This window comes from Duganella sp. GW821-FHT07F09, from assembly GCF_059418705.1.
This window is the reverse complement of sequence record NZ_JBWKQJ010000006.1, coordinates 89,164-106,791: the sequence shown is the minus strand read 5'-3', so window position 1 is coordinate 106,791 and position 17,628 is coordinate 89,164. Positions and strand designations below refer to the sequence as shown.

General features: G+C 63.0%; 15 protein-coding genes. 9 read left to right on the top strand and 6 right to left on the bottom strand.

Going from position 1 to position 17,628, the window contains the following annotated elements; translation table 11 throughout:
* Positions 1–73: 73 nt before the first annotated feature.
* Complete coding sequence (locus tag AC07P1_RS17090; protein ID WP_494696945.1) at positions 74–949, bottom strand: CPBP family intramembrane glutamic endopeptidase; 876 nt, start codon at positions 947–949, stop codon at positions 74–76.
* A gap of 50 nt (positions 950–999) precedes the next feature.
* Entirely contained in the window at positions 1,000–1,788 is a 789-nt protein-coding gene (locus AC07P1_RS17085) for a MipA/OmpV family protein (protein WP_494696944.1), read from the bottom strand.
* A 168-nt stretch (positions 1,789–1,956) separates the two neighbouring features.
* On the opposite strand from AC07P1_RS17085, the gene AC07P1_RS17080 reads away from it, so the two are divergent.
* Positions 1,957–2,619, top strand: coding sequence for a glutathione S-transferase family protein (locus AC07P1_RS17080; RefSeq protein ID WP_494696943.1), 663 nt, complete (start codon positions 1,957–1,959; stop codon positions 2,617–2,619).
* Between the two features lie 77 nt (positions 2,620–2,696).
* Here the strand turns inward: AC07P1_RS17080 and AC07P1_RS17075 are convergent, their stop codons facing one another.
* Positions 2,697–3,227 carry a phasin family protein gene (locus AC07P1_RS17075; RefSeq protein WP_494696942.1) on the bottom strand — a complete coding sequence of 177 codons (531 nt, stop codon included), beginning with the start codon at positions 3,225–3,227 and terminating at the stop codon, positions 2,697–2,699.
* A 159-nt stretch (positions 3,228–3,386) separates the two neighbouring features.
* A complete protein-coding gene (locus tag AC07P1_RS17070) occupies positions 3,387–4,706 on the bottom strand; it encodes a M24 family metallopeptidase (protein ID WP_494696941.1) in 1,320 nt (439 codons plus the stop codon).
* 25 nt (positions 4,707–4,731) lie between these two features.
* Between AC07P1_RS17070 and AC07P1_RS17065 the strand changes: the two genes are divergently transcribed.
* Positions 4,732–5,559 carry an alpha/beta fold hydrolase gene (locus tag AC07P1_RS17065; protein ID WP_494696940.1) on the top strand — a complete coding sequence of 276 codons (828 nt, stop codon included), beginning with the start codon at positions 4,732–4,734 and terminating at the stop codon, positions 5,557–5,559.
* Positions 5,560–5,680: 121 nt separating this feature from the next.
* Here the strand turns inward: AC07P1_RS17065 and AC07P1_RS17060 are convergent, their stop codons facing one another.
* Entirely contained in the window at positions 5,681–8,974 is a 3,294-nt protein-coding gene (locus tag AC07P1_RS17060) for a DUF8487 domain-containing protein (protein WP_494696939.1), read from the bottom strand.
* Between the two features lie 158 nt (positions 8,975–9,132).
* Between AC07P1_RS17060 and AC07P1_RS17055 the strand changes: the two genes are divergently transcribed.
* The 7 genes from AC07P1_RS17055 (at position 9,133) to AC07P1_RS17025 (ending at position 17,058) form a co-directional block, all read left to right on the top strand.
* Positions 9,133–10,053 carry a patatin-like phospholipase family protein gene (locus tag AC07P1_RS17055; RefSeq protein WP_494696938.1) on the top strand — a complete coding sequence of 307 codons (921 nt, stop codon included), beginning with the start codon at positions 9,133–9,135 and terminating at the stop codon, positions 10,051–10,053.
* A gap of 48 nt (positions 10,054–10,101) precedes the next feature.
* A complete protein-coding gene (locus AC07P1_RS17050; RefSeq protein WP_494696937.1) occupies positions 10,102–10,512 on the top strand; it encodes a GlcG/HbpS family heme-binding protein in 411 nt (136 codons plus the stop codon).
* A gap of 426 nt (positions 10,513–10,938) precedes the next feature.
* A complete protein-coding gene (locus tag AC07P1_RS17045; protein ID WP_494696936.1) occupies positions 10,939–11,355 on the top strand; it encodes a type II toxin-antitoxin system HicB family antitoxin in 417 nt (138 codons plus the stop codon).
* Between the two features lie 257 nt (positions 11,356–11,612).
* The gene (gene carA, locus AC07P1_RS17040; RefSeq protein ID WP_494696935.1) at positions 11,613–12,776 is read left to right on the top strand and encodes a glutamine-hydrolyzing carbamoyl-phosphate synthase small subunit; all 1,164 of its coding nucleotides are present in this window, start codon (positions 11,613–11,615) and stop codon (positions 12,774–12,776) included.
* Between the two features lies 1 nt (position 12,777).
* Positions 12,778–16,008 (top strand): carbamoyl-phosphate synthase large subunit, encoded by a 3,231-nt coding sequence (gene carB / locus AC07P1_RS17035; RefSeq protein WP_494696934.1) that lies wholly within the window; start codon positions 12,778–12,780, stop codon positions 16,006–16,008.
* Between the two features lie 91 nt (positions 16,009–16,099).
* Complete coding sequence (greA, locus tag AC07P1_RS17030) at positions 16,100–16,576, top strand: transcription elongation factor GreA (RefSeq protein WP_494696933.1); 477 nt, start codon at positions 16,100–16,102, stop codon at positions 16,574–16,576.
* The gene (locus tag AC07P1_RS17025; protein WP_494696932.1) at positions 16,576–17,058 is read left to right on the top strand and encodes a DUF4149 domain-containing protein; all 483 of its coding nucleotides are present in this window, start codon (positions 16,576–16,578) and stop codon (positions 17,056–17,058) included. Before greA ends, AC07P1_RS17025 begins: the two co-directional genes overlap by 1 nt.
* Positions 17,059–17,117: 59 nt before the next feature.
* Here the strand turns inward: AC07P1_RS17025 and AC07P1_RS17020 are convergent, their stop codons facing one another.
* Complete coding sequence (locus tag AC07P1_RS17020; RefSeq protein WP_090320933.1) at positions 17,118–17,588, bottom strand: YhbY family RNA-binding protein; 471 nt, start codon at positions 17,586–17,588, stop codon at positions 17,118–17,120.
* Positions 17,589–17,628 lie beyond the last annotated feature (40 nt).

Sequence of the window (17,628 nt, the reverse complement as noted above, 5' to 3'; positions counted from 1 at the left end):
AATGGACGGCAAGCAGGTAGAGCAGGATACGTGCCAGCTAGCACAGCGCTAGTCTGGCCGTTTTGCTATCGCGTCAGCGCAGGGCGGGGTAGGAGAAGGCGATGAAGTGGGCGGCGTTGAGGGCGATGTGGAGGAAAATCGGCGCCTCGATGCGCCGGGTCGCGTGATAGGCGTAGGCATAGCCGAAGCCGGCGATGGTGGCCAGCAGCGCATAGGCCGCGCCGCCGGGCAGGTGGACCAGGCCGAACAGCAGCGCCGAGCAGACCAGCGCGATCCACTTGCCCGAGCGCCAGCGCGCCAGCGACGCGGCCAAACGGTGCTGGAGGAAGCCCCGGAAAAAGGCTTCCTCCGCCACCACGGTGAAGAACAGATTGACCGCGATGAACTGCATCGTCAGCTGCGACAGCTTGAAGTCGGGACGCACCGCGCCGATGGCCATGGCAAGGCCAAGCACCGCCACCAAGGTGGCCAGCAGCACCGGCAACGACTGCTTGAGCACGTCGCCGAACTCGTTCCATGAGCGTGCCCGGCTGCACAGGAAGGCCAGCAGGATCAGGCCGACCGCGCCTTTGTCGAAGTTGGCGTACTGCGTAAACGGCATGGCGCCGGGTGAAATCGTGACGGCGTCGATCACCACCGCGTTGTTGAAGCCGGGCAGCTTATGGATCGCCAGCGCCAGGGCCAGCACCGCCGTGGCGACGCCGAAAACCACGCGCACGTACCGCTGTGGCGCGCGTGCCGTCATATAAGTTGTGCCGGCCAGCGCCGCCAGCGCGAAGATGGCCGGCGATCGCAGCACGCCGGCCGCCATGCCGAACGCGAGCGCGGCGACGAAGAACGCCAGCCAGGGTGCGATGGTGACGCGGCCAAGGGCGACCGGTTTGGCCCACGCGGCGCAGATCGCGGCGGCAAGCAGGATATAAGTTGCGAGTGTGGTGTCGGAGATCATTGCGCGAGGTGGCTAATTTTCGCGCAATAATATCACCTGGGCAACCTCAATCAAAACTTGTAGCTGATGCCCGTCATCAGCATGGGCGTGGTCTTGCGCTTGGTCAGCGGGCTGTCGGCGGCGTCGCCCAGCAGGCGCGTGAAGCCGACGGCGGTGTGGGTCGACCAGCGCTTGTCGATCACATGGTCCCAGCTGACGGCGGCGCTGACGGTTTCAAAGCCGGATTTGGCCTGGTAAGCCTTGAAGCCGGAGCGGGCGCTTTGCGCGCCGGTGACGCCGAAGTAGGTTTGCATGTGCTTGTTGTCGCCGTAGACCGCCGACCCGCCCAGGCTGACCTGGTCGTTGGTGCCGCTACACAGCGGCACCGAGGCGCCGAGGGTGTAGGTGGAGCCGTTCTCGCGCTTGCCGACGGCTTGCGTGGTGCCGACGCTGAGGCCGACCTTGCCGAGCTGGTAGCTGGCCGTCAGCACGGCTTGCAAGCCGCCGTCGATGTCGCCCATGCCGCGCAGCGCGTCGGAGCCGGCGGCGAAGGTGCGCTTTTTCTGGTCGCGCGCGCCGCCGTAGGCCAGCGCGCCGCTCAGGTTGACCACGCCGACGTTGGTCTGATAACCCAGGCCGCGCCGGGTGCTGATGAAGAATCCGTTGTCCCAGGTGCGCTCCAGGAACGGCACCGGCACCACGCGACTGTCGTCGCTGCCCGCGTATTCCGGCACGTAGGCCGCGCCCAGGCCCACCATCAGGCTGTCGCCATCGGGCGCCTCGGCGGCGCTGCTGTTGGCGCCGAGGGCGCACAAGGTGGTCAGGGCGAGGGCGAGCTTGAGATTGAGGGCGTGGCGCATGGTGGTTATCCTGTCGATGGTGGTTCGGATTCCGCCGGTGCGTGATTGCCCGGCTCGGAACGGGCTGAAGTGTGGCAACATTTGCGGTCCGCCGCTATCGGCTTGGCTGAAGTATCATTTGCTGAATTCCCAGGTATCGCGTGGCGATGCCGGCACCCAGGAGCTGACATGTCTTTGACCCTTTATTACCATCCGCTGGCCTCGTTCTGCCACAAGGTGCTGATCGCGCTGTACGAGAACGGCACGCAGTTCGACAAGCGCATCATCAATCTGGGCGAGGAGGGCGACCGCGCCGAATTGCAGGCGATGTGGCCGCCGTGCAAGTTCCCGGTGATCCGCGACCACGAGCGCACGCGCGACGTGCCGGAGACCTCGGTCATCATCGAGTATCTGGATCGGCATTTTCCTGGAGAGAAACCGCTGATCCCGGCGGACTGGGACGCGGCGCTGGACGTGCGCCTGTGGGACCGTTTCTTCGATAATTATGTGCAGGAACCGATGCAAACCATCGTCAACGGCCATCTGACCGGATTGCAGTGCGATCAGACCAAGGAGCGCACCAAGCTCAAGACGGCTTACAAGATGATCGAGAAACGCATGGCGAGCAGGGTGTGGATGTGCGGCGACGACTTCAGCATGGCGGACTGCGCGGCCGCGCCGGCGCTGTTCTATGCCAGCACGATCTTGCCGTTCCCGGAGGAGTACAGCCAGTTGCAGGCGTACTTCGAGCGGCTGGTGATGCGGCCGTCGTTCAAGCAGGTGTTGGAGGAGGCGAAACCGTATTTTTCGATGTATCCGTTCGTGCAGGATATTCCGGACCGGTTCCTGTAAGCCATAAAACAAAGGGTCGTACCCAACGGGTACGACCCTGGAGCGGATCGTCGTGCGGGGTGAAGTCGAGCGCTGGATCAGCTCTTGTTGCCTTTGTTCTCGTCGCTCTGCATCGAAGCCGGCTGCTGCATCGCGCGGTTCTGCGAGGCGACCTGGGCGAACTGGGTCGCCTGGTCGAGGATTTCCTTGCCGGCGGCTTTTTGCATGCGCAGCTGCTGGTCGGTCTGTGCCGCGGCCTTTTGGGTCACCACGTCGGCCAGCTCGGTGGCGGTACGCGCCGTCTGTGGCACGTGCTGTTGCGCGACCTGGTTGATGGTCGTCTGGAAGTCGCTGGTGATCTTCACCAGTTGCTGTTGATAGGTCTGCAATTTCTGCGCGACCGCCTCGACGGATGGGCTGGCATCGGCGCGCTCGGTGGGCGGCGTCAGCATTGCCGTTTGCAGCATTTGCGTGGAATCCTGCATCCAGCTGCGGCTGAACTGCAGGTTCACTTCTGCAAGTTCGCGCATCGTCTGCACCATTGCAAGCGACACATCGTTAAAGTAAGCGATACGTGCTTCGATGTGATTTTTTGCTGCTGGCGATATGGTTTCCACAAACGAATTCATGTTGATCTCCTCATTCAAAATAGCGGCCAAAATGTGAGACGACACAGGCGCTTTGGCCGGACGCCGGAAGCGATATTTTCGCAGGTGTGAAGAAAAAATGACACACCAGAGCCTGTCGGCACTATTCGTTTTGCGGCGTCAACAGATGCTATCTGTTGCTCAATTCGCGGGAGCCGCGCCGCCAGTGGCGCGCGGGATCAAATACATGTTTTTTTGCCTGCCGCCGAGGTAGCGTACGCCCGACCCGTCGAAGAACGCGTCCTCTTCCAACATGATATTAACTGGCGCCGGCCAGCCCGGCAAAACCGATGCCGCGCTCAGTTCTATCGAATACGCGGTGCGGTGGCGCAGCGCCTCGTCGCCGCTTCCCGGCACGCCGTTTTGCATGTCCCACATGCCGATGGCGGGGCCGGCGGCGTGGCCGTGAAAGCCCAGCGGGTGGCTGTAGATGGTCGGCTTGATGCCCTCGGCGCGCGCCTGCGCCAGCGCGCCGGCCAGCATCTGGTTGCCGGTGCGGCCCTCCTTGAATTGCGCCAGCAGGATGTCCTGCAACCGGTTGGCCTGGCCGAAGGCCTGCGTCAGCGCCGCCGGCGCGGCGTTCTCGCCCGGTTTGAGCACGTATGCATGCTGCTGCACGTCGGTGTTCAGGCGCAGGTAGGTGATGCCGATGTCGACGTGCAGCAGGTCGCCCGGCACGATCACGGTCGGATCGGCCAGGCCTTTGCCGGAGCGCTGGATCGCCACCGACGGATGGAACCAGGTGTCGTAGCCGAGGTCCCGGATCTTCTGGCGGAACCACCACACCACGTCGTCGGTGGTGGTGATGCCGGGCGTGATGACGCGCTCGGAAAAGCCTTCGTCGATGATCTTGTGGGTGGCGTTGACCAGTTGCGGATAGATCTGCATTTCGCGCTCGCTGCGCGTTTCGAGCCAGCGGATCGCCAGCGGCTCGGCCGAGACCACCTTTTGCTTATATGTGGCCGGCAGTGCCCGCAGCAGTTCGACGTAGTCGGTGTGGTCGATGCCGTCGGCGTGGCCGAAATTGCGCGAGGTGTTCAGCGCGATCTTGTTCGGATTGCGCGTTTTGATGATATCGACCAGCGCGTCCCACTGGTCGGGGAATTTTTTCATGTCCCAGGCGGCGGCGATGCTGTTGCCGACCGCGTAGCGCGCCACCGCCAGCTTTTCCACCGTTTTCTTGACCGGATCGCGGTGGAACACGATGATCGTGCGGCGGCGGGCGTTGAGCCATTCGGCCGGCAGCATGGTTTTGAGCACCGGGTCCTCGTTGTACTCGCGCGAAACCAGCACCCACATGTCGATGCCGGTCTGCTCCATCATCTCCGGCAGCAGATTGTCCAGCCGATCGGCCAGCAGTTCGTTGACGACGGTGGCCTGGTCGCGCGGCGAGAGCACGGTTGCGTGGCAGGCGGTGGAGACAAGCAGGGGGAGGGCGAGCGCCAGCAGATATTTTTTCATGCTCAGATGTTGACGGCAGATTACAATGAAGTCAACGATTTGGATACCAACCAACCTGGAGGATCACCGAGTGCAGCCACCGACGATATTCTATTTGCATGGCGGGCCGGGGCTCGGCACCGCGTTCGAGCGCCAGCGCTATCCGGACGCCGACAATGTGCACTGGTGGCAGCAGCCGTCGGCCGTGTCCTGTGCCACGCGGCCGTATCAGGACCTGCTGGCCGCGACCCTGGCCGAGTTCCGGCTCAGCGTCGACATGCTGGGCGGGCCGATGACGATCATGGCCAGTTCCTTCGGCGCGCATCTGGCGGTGCACCTGGCGCGCCAGATGCCCGAATCGATCGCCCGCATCGTGCTGTTGGCGCCGACCTTCAATCCCGAGGAGGCCGCGCTGCGCCTCGCCCGCCACGGCCTGGCGCTGCATGCGGAAGACGCCAACGCCGGCAAGCTGGTGGCGGCGCTGGCGGACTACGAGGCCGCGCCGGGCCGCGCGCGGTTCTGGGACGTGATGGGCGCCTTGTGGCTGCTGCCGAATGTGACGTCGCTGTACTTCGGTCCGAACTCGGGGGATGAGCCGCAGGTGTTCGCCTATCTGCTGCAGCAGCCGGGCGTGTTCGACGGACCGTCGTCGGTGGCGACGTCGGACGATTTCGCCGCCAGCGCGCCGGAGCCGGTGCGCAGCCCGTATCAGGGGCCGGTGTCGGTGATTTTCGGCGAGTTCGATCCGATGATCGACCCGGTGGTCGATTGCGCGATCTGGAAGGATGTGTTCCCGCAGGCCGCAGTGCACACGCTGCCGACGGGGCATTTCCCGCTGTTGGAGCTGTCGATCGAGGCGTGCCTAAACCCTTGAATCCACGGGGGATACACGTAGGGCGGATTAGCGAAGCGTAATCCGCCAATGCGTGCGTTTCGACGGCTTATCGATGGCGGATTACGGCGTTCCGCCTAATCCGCCCTACGTGTTTGTGCGATTATTCGGGTTGTCTGGCCGCCGGCGCGATGTTCTCGTCAATGTCGCTCGATGCCGACTTCACGCGCTGATACGTCACGCCGCCGCTGTTCTCGGGCAGCGCTGGGCCGGTGTAGAGCAGCGCCAGTTCGGCGATGGCGGCGGTGTTGTCGCTGCCAAAGCCACTGAGCGCGGTAAAGCGCAGCTGGCGCGCATTGACGTTCTTGCCGAATTCGATGCGCTGCTGATCGTAGGTGGAGACCAGCGCGCCGCGTTTGAGCTCTTTCCAGTTGTCGCCGTCGTCGCTGGTTTCGATCAGGTACTCGCGCACGTCGCCTTCGTGGTCGCGATGGTTCTGGCGCGGCATCAGCAGCAATCCGGCAAAGGACGCCGGCGCAGGGAAGCTGACCGTCAGCGTTTGCGGCGCACGCGGCGCCGACTGCGTGCCGGCGGTCCAGAAGGTGTTCGGATCGCCGTCGATGGCGTTGGCCGGGTTGTTTCCGCCGCTGGCCTTGGCGGCCAGCTTCTTCATCACCAGCGTATCGAACAGCGCCTTGCGGAAATCGGCGGCGCTGATGGCCGTCTGCGGATTGAAGCTGTCGCTGGCCATGTAGTCGAGCACCGATTTGCGCAGCTGGCGCGCGACGATGCGCTTATCCAGATTGGTTTCCAGGTCCGGACTGGCGACCATCAGGCGGCCGTCGCCGACTTTTGCCTCCAGTAGCAGCCCCAGTTTGAAGTTGCGGTTCCAGTCGTCGACCGGTTGCACGATCGGTTGCAGCGCGGGCGGCAGCTTGTCCAGATTGACGGTGCGCGCGCCCTTGATCAGCTCCGACCATTGCCAGTCGTTGAAGCGGTCGGTGGGGAACTGCGTCAGCGCCGGGTGCTTGTTGTCGATCCAGACGCCGAGCGTGCGGCTCCACGCCGGGTTCATCAAGCGATTCCAGAACACCGGCACGCTGTCGAGCGGCGGGCCGCTCCAGTCCAGATCCGGCGCCAGCGGCAGGAACAGCACCTTGCCGCCGGCGGCGAGGCCGGCTTCGGCGGCCGGCCAGCTGTGCGTCACCAGCACGTCGGCCGGTTCCGGCGTGGTGATTTTGGCGGGGTACAGCCAGATGTTCCAGTCGTTTTCAGCCAGCGGCTCAACCCCTGCGCCGATGCCGACCTGCAGCCGGTACGCCAGTGGCGCCGCCAGGTCTTTGAGGGGCAGCCGGATCTGCCCGAGCGGGATGTTCTTGCCGATGTCGATCGTTTTGCGTGCGAAGTCGCCGCCGGCGGCGACGCGGCCGGTGGCGTCGATCAGCTTCCACCAGGGCTGCGCGTCGGCCAGGGCGGCGGCGCCGAAGTGGGCGATCTCCACGTCCGCCGTCAGCGTTTCGTCGGTGCTCCAGGTGCGTTTTAGCAGGCGCGCCAGCGGCACGGTCTGGCCGTTGAAGCGCCGGAATTCCTCGGCGGTCGCGTAGCCTTTCGGCTCCCAGAACGTGTCCAGGATGCCGACCAGCGCCGTGCCCTGGCCCAGGTAGTCGTGCAGGTCGAGCAGCTGATAGCCCATCAAGCCCGGCGTGCGCAGGTTCGCTTCGATCTCCTCCTTGTAGGCCTGCACCTGGAATTTTCCCGAGGCCCAGGCGAAGTCCTTGTCGCGCGGCGCCATGCCGTGGCGCGCCAGCGAGTCGCGGAAGATCTCGTAGTTCCCCGGCCGCAGATACCCCCTGAATTTGCGGATGATGTCGTAGTCGGGATAGGCCGCCCACTGGCCCGTCTCGTGCGATACCACCGGCACGTTGACGCCGGCCAGCGAGGCGCCGTAGTCGCGGCCGAACCAGCCTTTGTCGCCGCGCAGCGGTTTGGCGCCGATGCGCTGCATCGACAGGAAGTCGGTGCCGTCGGTCAGGCCGGGGACTTCCTTTTCGGTGTGGCCGGTGCCGTTGGAGTAGAGCCGGCGCGGATCGGCTTTGCGATAGTGGGCGATCCATGCATCGAAGGCTTCCTTCCAGCGGCCTTTCGGTTCGTTGGCGGGGCTGAGCAGGATGAAGGACGGATGATTGCCGTAGGCTTTGATCATGCGCTCGGTCTCTTCGTACAGCATCTTGTCCATCGGGGTGCCGGGCGAGACCTCGTTCCACATGCCGGGTTCCGGTTGCAGGTACACGCCCAGTTCATCGGCGGCCTGGAACGCCGCCTCCGGCGGGCAGAACGAGTGGAACCGAATATGGTTGATGCCCCAGTCCTTGTTGATCTGGATGATCTTGCGCCAGTAGGCGACGTCGGTCGGCGGATAACCAGTCAGCGGGAAGTCGCCGCCATGGTGGGTGCCGCGCAAGAACAGCGTGCGTCCGTTCAGCATGAATTGATTGCCCTTGGCGGCGATCTGCGCGAAGCCGAAGCGCACGTCGCGCGTGTCTGCGGCGCCCGCGCCCTTGAGCTGGAGGCTGATGTTTTGCAGCGCGGGGGTGAATTCATCCCACGTTTGCGCGTTCGCCGGGAAGCGCACCTTGATCTCGGCGCTGCCGCCTTGCGCGCTCCATTTGACCTTGTGGGCGACGCCGTTGGCCGTGATCGTACCGCTGCCGGCGCGGCCGCCGGCATTGCCGATGCTGACCTTGACGCGCGCCGTTTTGCTCTTCACGTCCGGGTAGACCTGGGCGTCGCCCAGCCATACCGGCGAGGTGGCGCGCAGCTCCATTTTGCCGACGATGCCGTTCCAGCTCATGCCGAGCGAATCGGAGACGCTGTGGGCGTCGGGCCGGTAGGCCATCAGCATGCGGTTGTCGACGCGGACGGAGATTCGATGCCGCCCCGGCGCCAGCAAGCCCAGATCATATTCGTGTTCGGCCACCAGACTCAGATTGCTGCCGACCTTGCGCCCGTCGATCCACAAGGTCGATCCCCAGCGCGGGCGCTCCAGGAACAGGGCGACGCGCTTGCCGCGCCAGGCGGCCGGCACGTCGATGTCGCGCTGGTACCAGGCGGCGCCGAGATAGTGCTTGGGCGGCTGCGACAGGAAGGGGACTTTGACGTTGCCGGCGGCGGTGTGGGTTTTGTAGTCTTCGCGCTGGTCCCAGTTCTTATCGTACAGCGACAGCACCCACGGCGTTTTGGTGGTGATGTCGTCGCCGTAGCCCTGCGCCTGCAGGATGCCGGGGAGGGCGATGCCGTCCTTCAGATCGCGGGTGAACCAGGCCTGGTTCACGCCTTCGTCGTTGCGGTCCATGGCGAAACGCCACTCGCCCGAGAGGTCGCGCGACTCGGCCGCGTGCAGGATGCCGTGGGCGCAGAGTGGGATAAAAAGGAGGACGATGGCCAGGATGCGGAGCATGGAGTGCCTTGCTAAACGAGGGTAGCGCGAGTTTATCAAGCAATTCAACCAATCCGCCTGCGGCTTTCACTCAAATACGTGCGCGTTTGGAGTCGTTTGGACCTATTCAGTTACAATCTGCAGCGCCAAATCAGCCACTATAGCCACTATACCAACACATGCAACTACGCCGTCTTACCCTTGCCGCTTTGGCCATCTTCGCCGCAACCGCCATCGTCGGCTGCAAAACCACGCCAGTGATTGAAACGCCGGTCCAGCCGATCGCCATGCCCGAGCCGCTACCGCCGCGCAAAATCAAGATCGGCCTGGCGTTGGGCGGTGGCGCCGCGCGCGGCTTCGCCCACATCGGCGTCATCAAGGCGCTCGAGGCGCAGGGTATTTATCCGGATATCGTGGTCGGCACCAGCGCCGGCAGCGTGGTCGGCGCGCTGTACGCGGCCGGGAACACCGGCTTCCAGCTGCAAAAACTCGCCTTCGACATGGACGAGGCGGCGATCTCCGATTGGGCCATGCCGCTGTTCGGCAAAAGCACGGGCGTATTGAAGGGGGAGGCGCTGCAGGCCTACGTCAACAAGGTGGTCAACAACCAGCCGATGGAAAAGTTGAAGGTGTCGTTCGGCGCCGTGGCGACGGATTTGAAGACCGGCCAGCCGATTCTTTTCCAGCGCGGGAATACCGGCATGGCGGTGCGGGCCTCGTCCTCGGTGCCGGGCGTGTTCCAGCCGGTGTCGATCGGCGGCCGCTCGTATGTCGACGGCGGCTTGGTGGCGCCGGTGCCGGTGCGCTTCGCGCGCGACATGGGCGCGGACTTCGTCATCGCCGTCAATATCTCCACGCAGGCCGACGTCCAGGCGACCGTCAGCTCGGTCGACGTGATCATGCAGACCTTCAGCATCATGGGCCAGCGCATCAACCAGTATGAATTGAAGGATGCCGATATCGTCATCGCGCCGAGCCTGGGCAAAATGGCCGGCAACGACTTCGCCGGCCGCAACCAGGCGATCCTGGCCGGCGAGCAGGCCGCCGCGCTGGCGATGCCGCAGCTCAAACAGAAACTTGAAGCGCGGCGCAAGCCGTAGGCTTTACCGCATCCTTTACAATTACCGCTCGAACAATAAGGAAGAACCATGCAAACCAAACCATATCTGTCGCTTGCCGACGTCAAGAAAATCGCCGCCGCTGCTGAAGCCGAGGCTGTCGCCAACAAGTGGGCGGTCGTGATCGCCATCGTCGATGACGGCGGCCACTTGCTGTGGCTGCAACGCCAGGACGGCGCCGCGCCGCTGTCGTCGCACATCGCGCCGGCCAAGGCGCGCGTGTCGGCGCTGGGCCGCCGCGAATCGAAGATCTATGAAGACATGATCAACAACGGCCGCGTCTCGTTCCTGAGCGCGCCGGCGCCGCAGACCGACGGCATGCTCGAAGGCGGCGTGCCGATCATCGTTGACGGCCACATCATCGGCGCGGTCGGCGTCTCGGGCGTCAAATCGGTGGAAGACGCGCAAGTGGCCAAGGCCGGCATCGCCGCGCTGAACTAAGCTCCGGGCTTCGCGCCCCGTCGGTATAAGAATGCCGTTTGGCTCAAGGTCAAGCGGCATTTTTTATTGGAGAATCGCGCCAGCGTGTAATCCGCATGTCTATAATGTGATATCGCCCGCGATATCGCTGCGATGCCATGACGCCTACCCATCTCTCCAAGATCAAGAGAACATTGTTGGAGTTGAATCGTTCGCCCAATGGCATCAAGGCGAGCACTCTGGCCGGGCTTGCCCAAGAGCTAGGGAGGGCGGCGTCCATCAGGGGAAAGGAGCCGACATATGTCCGTGACGTCTCGCCACGGTTACCTTTTCCATTGAGTATTCCACGGCACACTGGAGATTTGCGCGTCGGGACGGCGAAAAATATCATTAAGTCACTGTTGAAAGACGTGGCCGTGTGGGAAGCCTACATGCAAGGAAATGGTGATGAATATTAGTGATGAGGAAATCCGTGCAGTGCTGGCCCGTCCTTATGTCCGGAACCTGTTTCCGGATGGGGACGGCGGCTACACCGTGACCGTCCAAGAGTTCCCGGGATGTATAGCTGAAGGTGATACAGCCGAGGATGCCTTGCGAAACTTCGATGCAGCTGCAGCCTCATGGATCGAAGCGGCTGTGGCGAGCGGCCTTGAGATTGCCCAGCCGGTCGAAGTGCCTGTCTACAGCGGACGTATCGCATTGCGCATTCCCGGCGGCCTGCATCAGGACGTCGCCCGTCTGGCGGAGATCGACGAATGCAGCATCAATCAATTGCTGAGCGTTGCGATTGCCGAATACGTGGGGCGCAGGCAAGGCCGGCCTTTGCAGCCGGCACGGAAGAGCAGGGCGTCCGCCGCGCGGTGAACCGTTCGAGCAGATCTTGCAACGAAATAAATCCGGTGGTCGCGTCGGAAAATTTTGCCTGTGTTTCGCCGCCCCTCCATTGCCAAGGAGGGGGGATTTGGTTATAATTCAAAGGTTTAGCCAATCTCACCTCTACCGTAGCCGACCACCACTCACTCCATATTCAATCTGACCTTCTACCCCGGCCTGCGACGGCGGGGGATACACGACGGTCGTCTGACGTGGCGCAGCTACGGTAACTTTATCAGGAGTTACCCTTGCCGCCATTTTTTTCTGGCCCCGCCGTTCCAGCCATACTGGCCCTCGCCGACGGAACCATTTTTAAAGGTTTTTCAATCGGCGCCGCCGGCCATACCACCGGGGAAGTCGTTTTCAATACCTCCATGACCGGCTATCAGGAAATCCTGACCGATCCCAGCTATTGCCGCCAGATCGTCACCCTGACGTATCCACACATCGGCAACACCGGCGTCAATCCAGAAGACGTCGAGTCCTCCAAAGTCCACGCGGCCGGCCTAATCATCCGTGACCTGCCGCTGATGGCGTCGAACTTCCGCTCCACCCAGTCGCTGGCCGATTACCTGAAGGCCGAGAACATCGTCGCCATCGCCGGTATCGACACCCGCAAGCTGACCCGCATCCTGCGCGAAAAAGGCGCCCAGTCCGGCGCCATCCTGGTCGGCACCCAGGGCAACGAGCCGTCCACCGCGCAAGCGCTGGAACTGGCCCGTTCGTTCCCGGGCCTGGCCGGCATGGACCTGGCCAAAGTCGTCTCGACCAAGACCGCCTACGAGTTCACCGAAGCGGAATGGAAGCTGGGCGAAGGCTACGGCAAACTGGCCGAACCTAAATTCCACGTGGTCGCCTACGACTACGGCGTCAAGCGCAACATCCTGCGCATGCTGGTGGAACGCGGCTGCAAAGTGACGGTGCTGCCGGCGCAAGCCACCGCCGCCGACGCGCTGGCGCTGAATCCGGACGGCGTGTTCCTGTCGAACGGCCCTGGCGATCCTGAGCCGTGCGACTACGCGATCAAGGCCACCAAGGAGTTGATCGACAAGGGCATCCCGGTGTTCGGCATCTGCCTCGGTCACCAGATCATGGCACTGGCCTCCGGCGCGAAAACGCTGAAGATGAAGTTCGGCCACCACGGCGCCAACCACCCTGTGCAGGACCTGGACAGCAAGAAGGTGATGATCACCTCGCAGAACCACGGCTTCGCCGTGGACGCCGCGACCCTGCCAGCCAACACCCGCGTAACCCACAGCTCGTTGTTCGACGGCTCGCTGCAGGGCTTCGCCCGCACCGACAAACCGGCGTTCTGCTTCCAGGGCCACCCTGAAGCTTCGCCCGGCCCGACTGACGTCGCTTACCTGTTTGACCGCTTCATCGGCATGATGGAAGCAACGGAGAAAAAATAAGATGCCTAAACGTACAGACATTAAAAGTATTCTGATTATTGGCGCTGGTCCGATCATTATCGGCCAGGCTTGCGAGTTCGATTATTCCGGCGCACAGGCCTGCAAGGCCCTGCGCGAAGAAGGCTACAAAGTCATTCTGGTCAACAGCAATCCGGCGACCATCATGACCGACCCTGAAATGGCCGATGTTACCTACATCGAGCCGATCACGTGGCAAGTCGTCGAGAAGATCATCGCCAAGGAAAAACCGGACGCGATCCTGCCGACCATGGGCGGCCAGACCGCGCTGAACTGCGCGCTGGACCTGCATCGCCATGGCATCCTGGACAAGTACAAGGTCGAGCTGATCGGCGCCACGCCGGAAGCCATCGACAAGGCCGAGGACCGCTCCAAGTTCAAGGACGCGATGACCAAGATCGGCCTGGGTTCGGCACGCTCGGGCGTGGCGCACTCGCTGGACGAGGCGTGGGCCGTGCAGCGCGACGTCGGCTTCCCGACCATCATCCGTCCGTCGTTCACGATGGGCGGCAGCGGTGGCGGCATCGCCTACAACGAAGAAGAATTCGAAGCGATCTGCAAACGCGGCCTGGAAGCGTCGCCGACCAACGAGCTGCTGATCGAGGAATCGCTGCTGGGCTGGAAAGAGTACGAGATGGAAGTGGTGCGCGACAAGGCGGACAACTGCATCATCATCTGCTCGATCGAAAACCTGGACCCGATGGGCGTGCACACCGGCGACTCGATCACCGTGGCGCCGGCGCAGACCCTGACCGACAAGGAATACCAGATCATGCGCAACGCCTCGCTGGCGGTGCTGCGTGAAATCGGCGTCGACACCGGCGGTTCGAACGTGCAGTTCTCGATCAACCCGGCCGACGGCCGCATGATCGTCATCGAAATGAATCCGCGCGTATCGCGTTCGTCGGCGCTGGCCTCCAAGGCCACCGGCTTCCCGATCGCCAAAGTGGCGGCCAAGCTGGCCGTGGGTTTCACGCTGGACGAGCTGCGCAACGAGATCACCGGCGGCGCGACCCCGGCCTCGTTCGAACCGTCGATCGACTACGTCGTCACCAAGATCCCGCGCTTCACGTTCGAGAAATTCCCGACCGCCGACCACCACCTGACCACGCAGATGAAGTCCGTCGGCGAAGTGATGGCTATCGGCCGCACCTTCCAGGAATCGTTCCAGAAAGCGCTGCGCGGCCTGGAAGTAGGTGTCGACGGCCTGAACGAGAAAACCAAGGACCGCGAGAAGATCGAAGAGGAGCTGGGCGAGCCGGGTCCGGAGCGTATCTGGTACGTGGGCGACGCGTTCGCCCAGGGCTTCACGCTGGAAGAAGTGCACCAGCTGACCAAGATCGATCCATGGTTCCTGATCCAGATTAAAGAGATCGTCGACCTGGAACTGTGGATGGACACGCAGAAGCTGGAACAGCTGGACAAGACCGTGCTGTACAAGCTGAAGCAAAAAGGCTTCTCGGACCGCCGTCTGGCATTCCTGCTGCAGACCGATGCCAAGGCCGTGCGCGCGCGTCGCCATGAGCTCAACATCCGTCCGGTGTACAAGCGCGTCGACACCTGCGCGGCCGAGTTCTCGACCAACACCGCGTACATGTACTCGACCTACGATGAAGAGTGCGAGTCCAATCCGACCGACAAGAAGAAGATCATGGTGCTGGGCGGTGGCCCGAACCGTATCGGCCAGGGTATCGAGTTCGACTACTGCTGCGTGCACGCGGCGCTGGCGATGCGCGAAGACGGCTACGAGACCATCATGGTCAACTGCAATCCGGAGACCGTGTCGACCGACTACGATACCTCCGACCGCCTGTACTTCGAGTCGTTGACCCTGGAAGACGTGCTGGAAATCGTCGACCTGGAAAAACCGGTCGGCGTGATCGTGCAGTACGGCGGCCAGACCCCGTTGAAACTGGCGCTGGACCTGGAAGCGAACGGCGTGCCTATCGTCGGCACCTCGCCGGACATGATCGACGCCGCCGAAGACCGCGAGCGTTTCCAGAAGATGCTGCAAAAGCTGGATCTGCGCCAGCCGCCCAACCGCACCGCGCGCACCGAGGCCGACGCCCTGGCGCTGGCGCAGGAAATCGGCTACCCGCTGGTGGTGCGTCCTTCGTACGTGCTGGGCGGACGCGCGATGGAAATCGTCCACGAGCAGCGCGACCTGGAACGCTACATGCGCGAAGCGGTCAAGGTATCGCACGATTCGCCGGTGCTGCTGGACCGCTTCCTGAACGACGCCATCGAGTGCGACGTCGATTGCATCTCCGACGGCGAGACCACTTTCATCGGCGGCGTGATGGAACACATCGAACAAGCCGGCGTCCACTCGGGCGACTCGGCCTGCTCGCTGCCGCCTTACTCGCTGGCGCAGGACACCATCGATGAACTGAAGCGTCAAACCTCGCTGATGGCCAAGGGCCTGAACGTGGTGGGCCTGATGAACGTGCAGTTCGCGATCCAGAAGCAGGAAGTGGACGGCGTCAGCAAGGACGTGGTCTACGTGCTGGAAGTGAACCCGCGCGCCTCGCGCACGGTGCCGTTCGTGTCCAAGGCGACCGGCTTGCAACTGGCCAAGATCGCGGCGCGTTGCATGGTCGGCCAGACGCTGGCGCAGCAGGGCATCACGACCGAAGTCGTGCCGCCTTACTTCAGCGTCAAGGAAGCCGTGTTCCCGTTCGTGAAATTCCCCGGCGTCGACACCATCCTCGGACCGGAGATGAAGTCGACCGGCGAAGTCATGGGCGTCGGCAAGACCTTCGGCGAAGCCTTTGTCAAATCGCAGATGGGCGCCGGCGTCAAGCTGCCGAAGTCGGGCAAGGTGTTCCTGTCGGTGAAATCGTCCGACAAGCCGCGCGCCGTGAAGGTGGCGCGCGACCTGGTGGAGATCGGCTTCTCGCTGGTGGCCACCAAGGGCACCGCCGCCGTGATCTCGGCGGCCGGCATTCCGGTCACCGCCGTCAACAAGGTGGTCGAGGGCCGTCCGCACATCGTCGACATGATCAAGAACCACGAGATCGTCCTGGTGATCAACACCGTCGAAGAGAAGCGCAACGCCATCACCGACTCGCGCGCGATCCGCACCTCGTCGCTGGCCTCGCGCGTGACGACGTACACCACCATCGCCGGCGCCGAAGCGGCGGTCGAGGGCATTCGTCATTTGGATGAACTGCAAGTGTACGATTTACAAGGGCTGCATAAAACCTTACACTAAGGCTTAGCAGTACTTTTGAACCACAGAGCTCGCGCTGCAGTTGGCGTGGCCTCTGTGGTTTTCCATTGTAAAACCAGAGTAAATAGACAACATGACTTCAGTTCCACTTACCAAGTACGGCGCCGAGCTCTTGAAAGAAGAGTTGCACCAGTTGAAGACCAAAGAACGCCGTATCGTGATCGACGCGATTGCTGAAGCGCGTTCCCATGGCGACCTGTCTGAAAACGCCGAGTACGATGCCGCCAAGGAACGCCAGGCGTTCGTCGAAGGCCGCATCGCGGAATTGGAAGGTAAGCTGAGCGCCGCGCAAATCATCGATCCGACCACGCTGGACGCCGATGGCCGCGTCGTGTTCGCGTCGACCGTCGACCTCGAAGACCTGGAATCGGGCGCGAAAGTGACCTACCAGATCGTCGGCCTGGACGAGGCGGATTTGAAATTGAGCAAAGTGTCGGTGACCTCGCCGATCGCCCGCGCGCTGATCGGCAAGTCCGCCGGCGACGTGGTGGAAGTGCAGGCGCCGTCGGGCCCGCGCGAATACGAAATTCTGGAAGTGCGTTACATCTGATGCTACTTGCGCGTATCCGTTTGCTGGTCGCGACCTTGTGGGCCGGCAGTCTGTGGGCGATCGGCTATCTGGCCGCCCCGACCTTGTTCGCCACCTTGACCGACCGCGTGCTGGCCGGCACCATCGCCGCCAGCCTCTTTAACAACCTCGCATGGCTGTCGATCGCCTGCGCCGCGATCATGCTGGTGCTGGTGTGGGTGAGCAAGGGCACGGAGACGGCCGGAATCTTCGCCGGTTCGGCCCGCAACTCCGAGGTCAAGTCGCGCCGCACCTTGATGGCGGTGATCCTGGTGATGCTGGGGTGTACGCTGGTGTCGCACTTCGGCCTGCAGCCGATGATGGGCGCGTTGCGTGCCGCGGCGGGGCCGGGCGGTGTGATGGAGTCGGCTGCCAAGAACGAGTTCGGCATCCTGCACGGCATTTCCAGCGGTCTGTTTTTGGTGCAGAGTTTGCTGGCCGCGTGGCTGGTGATCAAGCAATAAATTAGCAGTAACTGCGTGTTTTCGTCCTTTCCCCGCCGGGGAAAGGACGATGCCCGGGTTTATTTCGAACCCAGAGCGCTCTTCTTCGAGGATTTCTGCTGTGGCTTGGCGCGCTTGATGTTGCCGCCCTGGGTCACGCGTTCATTCCCTTTCAACAGCACCTTGGTCACGGACGGACGTTTGGTGCCGCTCGGGCTAGGCTTGACGATGGTCACTTCGCGCAGGCCCTTGCCGGACGTCGAGCGTTCCTTCGTGGTTTCCACTTTCGGGCGGTACAGGACCAGCAGCTTGCCGATGTGTTGTACCGGCGCGGCGTCCAGTTGCTCGCAGATGGTGTCGTACATGGCGGCGCGGGCTTCGCGGTCGTCGCCGAACACGCGAACCTTGATCAGGCCGTGCGAATCCAGGCCCAGGGCGATTTCCTTGAGCACGTTGGCGGTCAGTCCCGCTTCACCGATCAGGACGATGGGCTTCAGCGCGTGAGCTTCGGCGCGCAGGGCGCTGCGCTCAACGGGTGTAAGTTTTTGCATAATATATTTTTAGTGGTTCCCTTAAAGGCAGTATTCTACG